The 12,676-nt window shown below is 72.3% G+C and carries 11 protein-coding genes; 3 read left to right on the forward strand and 8 right to left on the reverse strand.

All coding sequences use genetic code 11. From position 1 onward, the window contains the following. The first annotated feature begins 81 nt into the window (after window positions 1–81). Together ACZ501_RS34230 and ACZ501_RS34235 are read left to right on the forward strand one after the other, a co-directional pair. Window positions 82–2,607, forward strand: a complete 2,526-nt coding sequence (locus ACZ501_RS34230; protein ID WP_361599470.1) for an ATP-dependent Clp protease ATP-binding subunit — start codon at window positions 82–84, stop codon at window positions 2,605–2,607. A 389-nt stretch (window positions 2,608–2,996) separates the two neighbouring features. Further along, window positions 2,997–3,668, forward strand: a complete 672-nt coding sequence (locus ACZ501_RS34235; protein ID WP_468800543.1) for a M23 family metallopeptidase — start codon at window positions 2,997–2,999, stop codon at window positions 3,666–3,668. A 55-nt stretch (window positions 3,669–3,723) separates the two neighbouring features. On the opposite strand, the gene ACZ501_RS34240 is transcribed toward ACZ501_RS34235, so the two are convergent. The 7 genes from ACZ501_RS34240 to ACZ501_RS34270 all read right to left on the reverse strand — a co-directional run bounded on the left by ACZ501_RS34240 (window position 3,724) and on the right by ACZ501_RS34270 (window position 10,140). Continuing rightward, window positions 3,724–4,824 (reverse strand): LamG-like jellyroll fold domain-containing protein, encoded by a 1,101-nt coding sequence (locus tag ACZ501_RS34240; RefSeq protein ID WP_468800546.1) that lies wholly within the window; start codon window positions 4,822–4,824, stop codon window positions 3,724–3,726. A gap of 94 nt (window positions 4,825–4,918) precedes the next feature. Further along, window positions 4,919–6,232 (reverse strand): two-component system sensor histidine kinase CseC, encoded by a 1,314-nt coding sequence (gene cseC / locus ACZ501_RS34245; RefSeq protein WP_361607878.1) that lies wholly within the window; start codon window positions 6,230–6,232, stop codon window positions 4,919–4,921. Window positions 6,233–6,242: 10 nt separating this feature from the next. Continuing rightward, window positions 6,243–6,956 (reverse strand): two-component system response regulator CseB, encoded by a 714-nt coding sequence (cseB, locus tag ACZ501_RS34250; RefSeq protein WP_361607875.1) that lies wholly within the window; start codon window positions 6,954–6,956, stop codon window positions 6,243–6,245. 46 nt (window positions 6,957–7,002) lie between these two features. Beyond that, window positions 7,003–7,653, reverse strand: coding sequence for a hypothetical protein (locus ACZ501_RS34255; protein ID WP_361607887.1), 651 nt, complete (start codon window positions 7,651–7,653; stop codon window positions 7,003–7,005). A gap of 38 nt (window positions 7,654–7,691) precedes the next feature. Beyond that, window positions 7,692–8,252 (reverse strand): SigE family RNA polymerase sigma factor, encoded by a 561-nt coding sequence (locus ACZ501_RS34260; RefSeq protein ID WP_361607872.1) that lies wholly within the window; start codon window positions 8,250–8,252, stop codon window positions 7,692–7,694. Between the two features lie 326 nt (window positions 8,253–8,578). Then, window positions 8,579–9,499 carry an HhH-GPD family protein gene (locus ACZ501_RS34265; protein ID WP_361607869.1) on the reverse strand — a complete coding sequence of 307 codons (921 nt, stop codon included), beginning with the start codon at window positions 9,497–9,499 and terminating at the stop codon, window positions 8,579–8,581. 23 nt (window positions 9,500–9,522) lie between these two features. After that, a complete protein-coding gene (locus ACZ501_RS34270; RefSeq protein WP_361607866.1) occupies window positions 9,523–10,140 on the reverse strand; it encodes a phosphatase PAP2 family protein in 618 nt (205 codons plus the stop codon). Between the two features lie 160 nt (window positions 10,141–10,300). Here ACZ501_RS34270 and ACZ501_RS34275 point away from each other — a divergent pair, with 160 nt between their 5' ends. Continuing rightward, entirely contained in the window at window positions 10,301–11,098 is a 798-nt protein-coding gene (locus ACZ501_RS34275) for a hypothetical protein (RefSeq protein WP_468800549.1), read from the forward strand. 264 nt (window positions 11,099–11,362) lie between these two features. Here ACZ501_RS34275 and disA read toward each other — a convergent pair whose 3' ends face one another. Next, on the reverse strand, window positions 11,363–12,487 hold the full coding sequence (disA, locus tag ACZ501_RS34280) for a DNA integrity scanning diadenylate cyclase DisA (protein WP_361607860.1): 1,125 nt from the start codon (window positions 12,485–12,487) through the stop codon (window positions 11,363–11,365). Between the last annotated feature and the right edge of the window lie 189 nt (window positions 12,488–12,676).

Below are 12,676 nucleotides of genomic sequence, written 5' to 3' on the forward strand. Positions count from 1 at the left end.
CCGTCCCGCGGGACTAGCATGCGGAAGGACAGGGCGGGGACCGACCCCGAACTGCCCGACCGCTCTGAGGAGCGATAAACGATGTTCGAGAGGTTCACCGACCGCGCGCGGCGGGTTGTCGTCCTGGCTCAGGAAGAAGCCCGGATGCTCAACCACAACTACATCGGCACCGAGCACATCCTCCTGGGCTTGATCCACGAGGGTGAGGGTGTCGCCGCTAAGGCCCTGGAGAGCCTCGGGATTTCGCTCGAGGCTGTTCGCCAGCAGGTTGAGGAGATCATCGGTCAGGGCCAGCAGGCCCCGTCCGGCCACATCCCCTTCACGCCGCGGGCGAAGAAGGTCCTGGAGCTTTCGCTCCGCGAGGCCCTCCAGCTCGGCCACAACTACATCGGCACCGAGCACATCCTGCTCGGCCTGATCCGCGAGGGCGAGGGCGTCGCCGCCCAGGTCCTCGTCAAGCTGGGCGCCGATCTGAACAGGGTCCGGCAGCAGGTCATCCAGCTGCTCTCCGGCTACACCGGGGGCGGCAAGGAGTCGGCCACCGCAGGCGGCCCGGCCGAGGGCACCCCCTCGACCTCGCTGGTCCTCGACCAGTTCGGCCGCAACCTCACCCAGGCGGCCCGCGAATCCAAGCTCGACCCGGTCATCGGGCGCGAGAAGGAGATCGAGCGGGTCATGCAGGTCCTGTCCCGCCGGACCAAGAACAACCCGGTCCTCATCGGCGAGCCCGGCGTCGGCAAGACCGCCGTCGTCGAGGGCCTGGCCCAGGCGATCGTCAAGGGCGAGGTTCCCGAGACCCTCAAGGACAAGCACCTCTACACGCTCGACCTGGGTGCCCTGGTCGCCGGCTCCCGCTACCGCGGTGACTTCGAGGAGCGCCTGAAGAAGGTCCTCAAGGAGATCCGCACCCGCGGCGACATCATCCTGTTCATCGACGAGCTCCACACCCTCGTGGGTGCGGGTGCCGCCGAGGGCGCGATCGACGCCGCCAGCATCCTCAAGCCCATGCTGGCCCGTGGCGAGCTCCAGACCATCGGTGCCACGACGCTGGACGAGTACCGCAAGCACCTCGAGAAGGACGCGGCCCTCGAGCGCCGCTTCCAGCCGATCCAGGTGGCGGAGCCTTCCCTCCCCCACACGATCGAGATCCTCAAGGGCCTGCGCGACCGCTACGAGGCCCACCACCGCGTCTCCATCACGGACGAGGCCCTCGTCCAGGCGGCGACGCTGGCAGACCGGTACATCTCGGACCGCTTCCTGCCCGACAAGGCGATCGACCTGATCGACGAGGCGGGCTCCCGGATGCGCATCCGCCGGATGACCGCGCCGCCGGACCTCCGCGAGTTCGACGAGAAGATCGCGGCCGTGCGCCGCGACAAGGAGTCGGCCATCGACTCCCAGGACTTCGAGAAGGCGGCTTCGCTCCGTGATTCGGAGAAGCAGCTGCTCGCCGCGAAGTCCAAGCGCGAGAAGGAATGGAAGGCCGGCGACATGGACGTCGTCGCCGAGGTCGACGGCGAGCTCATCGCCGAGGTCCTCGCGACCGCGACCGGCATTCCCGTCTTCAAGCTCACGGAGGAGGAGTCCTCCCGCCTCCTGCGCATGGAGGACGAGCTCCACAAGCGCGTCATCGGCCAGAAGGACGCCATCAAGGCGCTCTCCCAGGCCATCCGCCGTACCCGTGCGGGTCTGAAGGACCCGAAGCGCCCCGGCGGCTCGTTCATCTTCGCCGGCCCGTCCGGTGTCGGTAAGACCGAGCTGTCCAAGACGCTCGCCGAATTCCTCTTCGGTGACGAGGACGCGCTGATCTCCCTCGACATGTCGGAGTTCAGCGAGAAGCACACGGTTTCCCGCCTCTTCGGTTCGCCTCCCGGCTACGTGGGCTACGAAGAGGGCGGCCAGCTGACCGAGAAGGTCCGCCGCAAGCCGTTCTCCGTCGTCCTCTTCGACGAGGTCGAGAAGGCGCACCCGGATATCTTCAATTCCCTTCTCCAGATCCTGGAGGACGGTCGCCTGACCGACTCCCAGGGCCGGGTCGTGGACTTCAAGAACACGGTCATCATCATGACGACCAACCTGGGTACGCGGGACATCTCCAAGGGCTTCAACCTGGGCTTCGCCGCCCAGGGTGACGTCAAGACCGGTTACGACCGGATGAAGGCGAAGGTCAACGAAGAGCTCAAGCAGCACTTCCGGCCCGAGTTCCTGAACCGGGTCGACGACACGGTCGTCTTCCACCAGCTCAGCCAGGAAGACATCATCCAGATCGTCGACCTGATGATCGCCAAGGTGGACGAGCGCCTCAAGGACCGCGACATGGGCATCGAGCTCAGCGGTGACGCGAAGATGCTCCTGGCCAAGCGCGGCTACGACCCGATCATGGGTGCGCGCCCGCTGCGCCGGACCATCCAGCGTGAGATCGAGGACCTGCTGTCGGAGAAGATCCTCTTCGGCGAGCTGCGCCCCGGTCACATCGTGGTCGTCGGTGTGGAGGGTGAGGGCGAGGACGCCAAGTTCACCTTCCGCGGCGAGGAGAAGTCGGCCCTGCCGGACCTCCCCCCGATCGAGGCCACGGGCTCCGGCCCGGACCTGTCGAAGGGCGCGTGAGCGCCGGCCGCTCGCGGTAGCGGTACCAAGGGGCGGCCCCGGGACCTGTGTGGTCCCGGGGCCGCCCCTTTGTGTGCCCTCGGGGGTCGGCGCCGGGGGGTTCCGGGGCCCGGAGCCGGTGACAAGCCGCACAGGGCAAATCGGACCTACTAGGACCTCTCGTAGGTTCCGTTGCCCCGGTTTGTCCCTGCCTAGGCCCAGTACGGACGCCGTCAAGCCCTTGGAGATCCACCGGCCGGTTACGAGTCCGGGTAGTAAAAGGGACGTTTGGGGAAGGGCGGGGTCAGCGGTTACCAAGGTGGGGCAAGCCCGGCAGTGGCGGTTCGGACCGCAGCGCCGGGATCTTTCTTGCCCGAACACGCCTTGTCCCCGGCCCCGGAGGTCCCCACATGTCCGCGAAGCGCGTCAGCCCCCGCCGCACCCGTACCGCCCTCGCCGCCGCCGGTCTCGGCGTGGTGCTGGCCCTCGGGGCCGGAACGACCGCCGCCTTCGCCGACGAGGCCCCCAGCACCCTGTCCGCCTCCTCCGAGGTGGCCGCCGTCCAGGCGCAGGCCGAGGCGCAGGCCAAGGCCGCCGCCGCCAAGGCGGCCGCCGCGAAGACCGCCGCTGCCAAGGCCGCTGCCAAGGCCGCCGCGAAGACGTCGCTGTGGGCCAAGCCCGTCGACGGCTACACGCTCTCCGCCACCTTCGGCAAGGGCGGCAGCATGTGGGCGCACAAGCACTCCGGCCAGGACTTCGCCGTTCCCACCGGCACCCCGGTCAAGGCCGCGGCCGCCGGCACCGTCGTCAAGGCCGGCCCGAACGGCGGCGGCGACGGCCCCGCGTACGGCAACGCCATCGTGATCCGGCACGCGAACAACACGTACTCCCAGTACGCGCACCTGTCGAGGATCCAGGTGAAGATCGGCCAGAAGGTCTCCGCCGCCCAGCGGATCGCCCTCTCCGGCAACACCGGGAACTCCAGCGGCCCCCACCTGCACTTCGAGATCCGCACCACCCCGAACTACGGCTCGGCCGTCAACCCGGTGGCCTTCCTGCGCAAGGCCGGCGTCACCGTCTGACCCGCCACGGGCGGCCCGCCACGGGCCGGCCCGGGGGAACCGACCCGCTCCGGGCTCAGATGAGCCAGGAGTGGGTCGGCTTCGTCTTGCCGGTCTTGTTGTTCTTCAGGCCCGTGATCTGCTCCTGGCCCAGCGCCTGGTCGAAGATCCGGATGTGGTCGAGCGGGCCGTCCCACGCCGCGCTCCAGATCCCGTGGTGACGGGCCCGGCCCAGCTGGAGCGGTCCGGGTCCGGCCCAGATGCCCGAGACCTGCGCCTGGCCGGCCTGCTTGTCGTCCACCCACAGCGCGATGGTCTTCTTCTCCGCGTCGTAGGTCCCCGTCAGCAGCGCCCACTGCCGCGTGGTGTCCACGGTGTCCACGACCACCTGCTGCGCGGTCGCCGCCTGGCCCTTGTCGCCGGTCTGCACCCGGAACACCCAGGCCTTCTTGCCGTTGACGACCTCGAAGCCCAGCTCGAACGAGTAAGAGACCCCGTCGCCCTGGCTCACCGCCATCCGCGAGCCGGTCTCGGCCACGTTGTACGCGCGGGTGGAGACGGTGAAGCTCTTCGTGACGTCCACGGCCGCCTCCGCGCCCTGGGCGTAGGAGTCCGCCGTGCCCTTGAAGCGGACCTCGGTCCGCTTGGCCAGCTCGCCCAGTGAGGCGCCGGGGCCGAGGGCTATGCCCATCTTCCCGCTGCGGTCGCGCAGCAGGTTCGGCTCGCCCGGCACGGTGGGGGAGTCGTCCTCGGGGGTCTTGTCCGGGGACTGGGACGGGTTGCCCGACCCGCTGGGCGAACCCGAGGAGGCCGCCGGCGGCGGGTCGTTCTTCCCGTCCGGCCCGCCCAGTACGAACCAGCTCGCGCCACCCGCCACCAGGACCACCGCGAGCGCCGCGATGCCGATGGTCAGCCGCTTGCGCTTGCGCCGGCTGGCCTCGGTGGCGTCGGCCATCGCCTGCCAGTCCGGGGTGGAGGCGGAGCCGAAGGCGTCGGGTACCGGCGGCGGGAACGTTTCGTCCGCCGGCGGCGGCCCGAAGCCCTGCCCCGGCTGCTGCGCCGGCTGCGGCCCCGGCGCCGGCTGGTAGGGGTTCGACTGCCCAGGCTGGGGATAGCCGTACCCGCCGGAGGCGGGGCCGGGCTGGGGGCTGTTCGGGCGATCCGTACCGTCAGTCATGGCACGGATGCTAGAACATCGCCGCGTACCGGAAAGAGCCCCGCCCCCGGCCCCCGGCGTCCGCCGGCCGCTCCGCCCCCGTGAGGAACCGGGGTCAGCCCGGCAGCTGGACGATCGGGAAGCTCCCCGTCGCCGTCGGCGCGTGCTCCGGCAGCCACAGCACCGCCACCGCCCCCGCCGCCGCGCCCTCGGCCTCCGCGCCGCCCGGCGCCGCGACGTTGCGGAACGTCAGCCGGGCCCCCAGGACCCGCGCCTGGCCCTCCGCGATGGTCAGCCCGAGCCCGTGGCCGACCCCCGCCCGGTCCGTCGAGCCGGTCCGGAAGCGGCTCGGGCCCTCGCGCAGCAGCGCCTCGGGGAAGCCCGGCCCGTGGTCCCGGACGCGCACGACCCGGCCCTCGACGTCGACCTGGATCGGCGCCCGCCCGTACCGCGAGGCGTTGGCCAGCAGGTTCCCGAGGATCCGCTCCAGCCGGCGCGGGTCGGTGCTGACGATCTCGTCCGCGACGACCCGTACCGAGGCCTCCGGCATCAGCGACGACACCCGCCGGCTCACGAACTCGCCGAGCGCCACGTCCTGCAGCTCGGCCCGCTCGGACGCGCTGTCCAGCCGGGCCACCTCCAGTACGTCCTCCACCAGGACGCGCATCGCCTGGGCGCGGTCGCGCACGAGCTCGGTCGGCCGGCCCGGGGGCAGCAGTTCCGCCGCCGTCAGCAGGCCCGTCACCGGGGTCCGCAGCTCGTGCGCGATGTCCGCCGTCACCCGCCGCTCGGCCTCCAGCCGCTGCTGGAGGGCGTCCGCCATGGCGTCCACGGCCCGCGCGAGGTCGTCCGTCTCGTCCCGTACGACACCGCCCACGGCGTCCCGTACGCGTACCTCCGGATCCCCGTGCGCCACCCGCTGCGCGGCGGCCGCGGCCTGCCGCAGCCGGCGCGAGATCTGCCCGCCGATGAGCACGCCCAGCGCCGACCCGCCGATCACCACGGCCAGGGAGCCGACGACCAGGGCCCGGTCCAGGTCCCGCACCATGTTCGCGCTCTCGCGGAAGGGGTGGTGCATGGACAGCACCTGCCCGTTGCCGAGCGGCACGGCCGCCCACACCTCGGGGACCCGCTTCGGGGACTCGTGGATGTAGGTGCCGCGCCGCCCCGAGCGGGCCTTGTCGCGCAGCTCGCCGGGCAGCTCGGGGTCGTTGACCTTGGCGCCCCAGATCGGCTTGCGCCCGGCGTCGGGGGTACGGGAGATGTACTGGACCCGCTCCAGCTCCTGGTCGCGGGCGCTCTCCAGCATCGACACGCGGGCAGCGCTGTGCACCACCAGGCTCAGCGCGAGCGCGGTGAGCGCGCCGACGGCGGCGATGGCGAGCGTGATCTTCCAGCGGATCCCCGTGCGGAGGGTGACGCGCCTCATGTGGTTCTACTCATGCCTTGAGCTTGTATCCGAAGCCGCGGACCGTCTCGATCCGGTCCTGCCCGATCTTGGTGCGCAGCCGCTGTACGTGGACGTCCACGACGCGGGTGTCGCCGCCCCAGTCGTAGTCCCAGACGCGCTCCAGGAGCCGGTCGCGGGACAGGACGGTGCCGGGGGCGGAGGAGAACTCCAGCAGCAGCCGCATCTCGGTGGGGGTCAGGGCGACGGGGGCGCCGGCCTTGCGGACCTCCATGCCCTCGGTGTCGACTTCGAGGTCGCCGAAGGACAGCACCCCGCGCGCGTCGGAGCCGTCCGCGTCGGACGCCCCGCGCGCGCCGTTCTGCGGGCCGCCGGCGTGGCCGAAGCGGCGCAGCACGGCGCGGATGCGGGCGACGAGGACCGAGCCGTCGAAGGGCTTGGTGACGTAGTCGTCCGCGCCCGCCTCCAGGCCCAGGACCACGTCGATGGAGTCGGCGCGCGCCGACAGCATGATCACGGGGACGGTGGACTCGTCGCGGATGCGGCGGCACAGGCTCACGCCGTCCATGCCGGGCACCATCACGTCGAGCAGTGCGATGTCCGGCCGGTCGGCCCGGAAGGACTCCAGGCCGGACAGGCCGTCGGGCATGGCGGTGACCACGAACCCGTCGCGCTCCAGCGCCAGGGTCGTGGCCTCGCGGATGACGTCGTCGTCCTCCACGAACAGCACGTGGGTCTCGGCCATGCCCAGCCTCACTCCGGTTCTTCCGCTCGGTCGTCGTTCTGTTCGGTCAGCTCTTCGGCGAGACGGCCGGGGCCGGCTGCATCCCGGGGTTGTACACGTTGCTGTACTCGGAGTGGACCCGGTCCTGCTCGGTGAACCGCTCGCCGTTCCAGCGGTACGTGATGACGTCCTCGCCCGAGGGTTCGGAGGGCGCCGCGTCCTGCCCGTACACGGGCTTGCTGACCACCAGGTCGCCCCGGTCGATCTCCGCGTAGACCGGCTTCTGCTCGTCCGCGAACACATTCTCGTACGCCCCGCCGTCCGACCGGTACACGTACGACCCGCGCCCCAGGGCGTCGGCGCAGGACAGGACGTTGACGACGACGTCGGTCAGGGTGCCGCCGGTGATCTTCCCGTAGCTCACGTCGATCGGGTACTCCTTGCCCGTGCAGGGCTTGAGGTCCCGCTTGATCTCGGCGCTGACCTTGGGGTCGGCCTTCAGCAGGGCCACCGGGTCGACCCGCTTGACCGGGCCGGCGGTGGACGCGGCGGGGGAGTGGCCCGGGGCCGGAGGCTTGGATGCGGCGCCCGTGGGCTGGTTGCTGCGCGCCACCGGGTCGGTGCGCGCGGGGCCGCCGTCGCGCAGTCCGGTGCCGCCGGTGGAGCATCCGGCCGCGAACAGCACTGTGCCGACGAGGACGACCGTCCCCGCCGACATGAGCACCACCGAGCCTCTGCCGCCCGGATTCTGGCCGTTCAGGCCGCGCACCGCTCCCGCCCCTCGTAGCGCGTGGTGTGGTCACCGCGTTCCAGGGCACGCATGTCCAGGTCCCGGCTCTCCAGCTCCTGGCGGAGCCTGGCCAGGGCGCGGTGCAGTGTGCTCTTCACGGTTCCCGCCGACATACCGAGCGCCGCGGCCGTCTCCTCGGTGCTCATCTGCTCCCAGTGTCGCAGCACCACGACGCTGCGCTGCTTGGGCGCGAGCACCTTGAGGATGTCCATGAGCAGGGCGCGGTCGGCGCGCTGGTCCGAGCCGTCCTCGACGCGGGCGTCCGGGAGCTGCTCGGTGGGGACCTCGTCGAGCTTGCGGGCGCGCCACCACTCGGTACGGGTGTTGATCATGACCCGGCGCAGGTAGGCGTCGGCCAGGGACTTGTCGGCGATGCCCTCCCAGCGGCCGTAGGTGCGCACGAGGGCGGTCTGGAGCAGGTCCTGGGCGTCGGTCGGGTCGGGGACCAGGCGCCGGGCGCTTCGCAGCAGGGCGTCCTGCCGGGTGCGTACGTACTCCTCGAACTCGAGTACCTCTCCGTGCGCCATGCAGACCGCCTCCACTGCGTCCCCGTCTCCGCTGTCTTCCGGATCCGAAGGTACGGAGGGGTTGTCACGGCACTGTGCGGGTCAGCCTGCGGTGGGCGCACGGACACCCGTAGGTTGTGTAACAGTGCCGGTGAGCTGCGGTTTCCCGGACTCAAACGGAATCTTCGAGTCAACTTCGAGTGAATCCCGAGGGCCTGCCGGAGCGCTGCGCGATCCGTCGCGCGAGGCCGGGCGGGGCGCCGGGCGGGACGCCGGGCAGAGGCCGGCGGCGCTGCCGTCGGCCCTGGTCCCGGCCCTGCTGCCGGCCCGGGTGCCGGGCGCGGCCGTCAGCTCTGCGCGCGCCCCTGCGGCAGCCGGTACGTGCCGTGCGCGAGGGGCTCCACCAGCCCGTCGGACACCAGCCCGTCCAGCGCCCGGGCCCGCTGCACCGGCTCGTCCCAGACCGTGTCGAGCACCGCCTGCGGCACGGGCCCCACCGCCTCCCGGAGCACCGCCAGCAGCTTGCCGCGCACCTGCCGGTCGGTCCCGGCGTACGTCTGCCCGCGCCGCGGCGGCCCGTCGTGCGCGGGCTTCCCCGCGAGCCGCCAGGCGCACAGCGCCGCCACCGGGCAGCGGGCGCAGTCCGGGCTCTTGGCGGTGCACACCAGCGCGCCGAGCTCCATGGAGGCCGCCGCCCAGCGGGCCGCCGTCCCCTCGTCCTCGGGCAGCAGCTCCCGCGCCAGACGCCGCTCGGCGGCGGTGGTGGCGTTCGGCGGGTACTCGACCCCGGTCGCGGCGCGCGCGAAGACCCGGCGGACGTTCGTGTCCAGCACCGCGTGCCGCTGCCCGTACGCGAAGGAGGCCACCGCGGCGGCCGTGTACTCGCCGATCCCGGGCAGCGCGAGCAGCTGCGCGTGGTCCCGCGGTACGTCGCCGCCGTGCCGTTCCGTTATCGCCGCGGCCGCGCCGTGCAGGCGCAGGGCCCGGCGGGGGTAGCCGAGGCGCCCCCAGGCCCGTACGGCCTCACCCGGCGCCTCGGCGGCCAGATCGGCGGGCCGGGGCCACCGGGCGAGCCACTGCTCGTACACCGGCAGCACCCGGCTGACGGGGGTCTGCTGCAGCATGAACTCGCTGACCATCACCCCCCAGGGGCCGGCCTCGGGGCGGCGCCAGGGAAGGTCGCGGGCGTGCTCGTCGAACCACGCGATGACGGGGGTGTGCAGCGCGGAGGCGGGTGATGCGGAGGTGTGTGATGGGGATGCAGTCATGACAGACGGCATCCTGGCACGTTTCAGGGCCGGCGCGCGGGGCCCGGACCGGTGAACCAGACGGCCGCGCGGTTCCCGCTCCCCTGGACGGCGGTGGTGATGCCGATCATCGGACCGGTCAGCGCCGCCACGGCGAGCACGGCCAGCGAAGCGCCCAGCAGCAGCCCCATGCCGACGTCGTGCGGGTAGTGCACCCCGACGAAGACCCGGGAGAAGGCCATCAGCAGCCCCATCGGCACGGTCAGCCACGCGAGGCGGGGCACCGCCAGCGCCAGCGCGACGGCGGCCGCGCCCGCGATGGCGGAGTGGTTGCTGGGGAAGGACCAGTCCCCGTACGGCGGGCACGGGATCAGGGAGACGGCCGCCCCGGCCACCGCCCGGCAGGGCCGCTCCTCGTCGACGGTCGACTTCACCACCTCGGACGCGACGTACACGAGCGCGGTGACCAGCGGCGCGAGGACAGCCAGCGCGAGCGCCCGCGGGTCGCCGCCCCGCCCGCGCGCCCGCCACCACACGGCTATGTAGAGCGGACCGAAGAGCAGGAGGCCGTATTCGGTCCAGACCTCGACGGCCGACTGCACCCAAGGGGGCGTGGCGTGGGCGAAGTCGGTGATGTCGCGATAGAGGTCGGAGCTGTCCATGGTGACTGACCGTACTGGGCGGCCCGCTCCGGCCTCACCGGACCCCTGGCCGGTATTCGGCGCTGCCGGGTCCTCCCGCAGGATGATCATCGGCAAAACCTGCCGGACAAGCGGCATGTGGGGCACGGAACGCGGCATGAGTTCTCGTAAGGTTCGGTGCGTGGGATCTCTGCGCAATCCGGTCGGGCCGCTCCCCTCCTCCATTTACTGGCGGCGGAGGGCCGTGCTGGCGTCCGTCGCCGCGCTCGTCGCGCTGCTCGCCGTATGGGTCGTCAGTTCCGGCGGTGGGAAGACGAGTACGAACGGCAAGGGCGGCGGTGACGGCGCCCGGCCGCCGAAGACCATCACGCCGGGCCCCTCCGGTACGGGCCCGGCGATCAGTCAGGCCCCCGGCGGGCGCGGCGACTCGGGCTCCGGTCCGGGCTCCTCGGGCCCGGGCAAGAACGGCGAGCCGGGCAGCGCGGGCACCAACTCCGGTACGGACGGCGCCGCTTCCGGTTCGGCCGGCTCGTCCGGCTCCTCCCCCGCCCAGGTCCCGGCGGACTCACCGCTGCCGACGTGCCCGGCGGGCGTGGTGCAGTGGGAGGTCAAGAGCGTGAAGAACGAGTACGAGACGAACGAGAAGCCCCGCCTCGAACTGACCGTCCGCAACACCTCCGGCAGCACCTGCAAGTTCGGCCTCGGGCCGAAGCAGGCGGTCGTGACCATCTTCCAGACGACGGGCGCCAAGGCCGTCTGGTCCTCCGCCGACTGCCCGGCGGGCCCGGCCAACGCCTTCTACCGGCTGCCGGCGCAGGGCGAGACGAAGCAGTCGGTGGAATGGGACCGCAAGCCGAGCGCCGCGGACCAGTGCCAGAACCCCCCGCAGGGCAACCCGGCCCCGGACACCTACGTGGTCGAGGTCAAGTCCCCGGGCCTCCCGGTGGCCCGCACCTCGTTCGTCCTGAAGCAGGACTGACCTTTTCGACGCGGTCCTCGCACCGCTCAGCGCCGGCGCGCTTCCCGGGCTTCGGCCCGCTGCGCGGTGCCGGTTCCCCTACCCACCCTTCGCCCGTTCCCCGGGGCTCCGCCCCGGACCCCGCGCCTCAAACTCCAGCCCGCGCGGCGTTTGAGCGCACCGGGCGCGGAGCGCACGGTATCGGGGTCAGGGGCAGCGCCCCTGGGAACGGTGGAAGGGCGGGGAGGGGCAAGCCCGCGCAGCGGCACCGCACCACCGCGCCGGCTACACGTACCGCTCGAGGATCGAGGATTCCGCCAGCCGCGAGAGCCCCTCGCGCACGCTGCGCGCCCGCGCCTCGCCGACGCCGTCCACCGTCTGGAGGTCGTCCACGCTGGCGGCCAGCAGCTTCTGAAGACCGCCGAAGTGCTCCACCAGCCGCTCGATGATCGCCCCCGGCAGCCTCGGCACCTTCGCCAGCAGCCGGTACCCGCGGGGCGACACCGCGGAGTCCAGGGTCTCCGGCGAGCCCGTGTACCCCAGCGCCCGCGCCACGATCGCCAGCTCCAGCAGTTCCGGATGCGTCAGCGCGTCCAGCGCCGGCAGCGCCTCCTCCACCGTGCGGGAACGCTTCGCCGTCGGTTCCGGAACGTAGTCCCGGATCACCAGCTCCCGCTCCTGCTCGATGCCCACCGTCAGCTCGTCCAGCTGGAGCGACAGCAGTCGCCCGTCCGTGCCCAGTTCGACCACGTACTCGGCGATCTCGGTCGCGATCCGGCGGACCATTTCCAGCCGCTGCGCGACGGCGGTGACGTCGCGGACGGTGACCAGGTCCTCGATCTCCAGCGCCGACAGCGTGCCCGCGACCTCGTCCAGGCGCAGCTTGTACCGCTCCAGCGTGGCCAGCGCCTGGTTCGCCCGGGACAGGATCGCCCCGGACTCCTCCAGGACCCGCCGCTCGCCGTCGACGTACAGGGCGATCAGCCGCATCGACTGCGACACCGACACCACCGGGAATCCGCACTGCTTGGAGACGCGGTCCGCCGTGCGGTGACGGGTGCCCGTCTCCTCCGTCGGGATCGACGCGTCGGGCACCAGCTGCACGCCGGCCCGCAGGATCTTGGTGATGTCCTTGTCCAGGATGAGCGCCCCGTCGAGCTTGCACAGCTCGCGCAGCCGGGTCGCGGTGAACTCCACGTCCAGCACGAAGCCGCCGGTGCACATCGCCTCGACGGCCTTGTCCATGCCGAGGACGATCAGGCCGCCCGTGTTGCCGCGGACGATCCGCTCCAGCCCGTCGCGCAGCGGCTGACCGGGCGCGACCGCGCTCAGCGAGGCGCGCATCAGCGCCTCGTGCTTGGAGCTCGCGCCGGACTTCCCGGGTGCTGCTGCCCCGTCCTTGGCTGCCACTGCACTCCTCCGGTCGCGGGTTGCGCCGCCGCGTACGGCCGGGCGGACCAGCAGAAAGTCTACCGGCGCGGGCTGTGCGCCCGCCGGGGCTTAACCCCTACCGCCGCCGCGAGGCCCCGTACGGGCGCTGCGCCCAGGCCCCCGGCCCGGCCCTGCGGCCACCCCCGCCGGGCCGCTGACCTGCCCTTC

This window comes from Streptomyces sp. NPDC034085 (genome assembly GCF_055575555.1).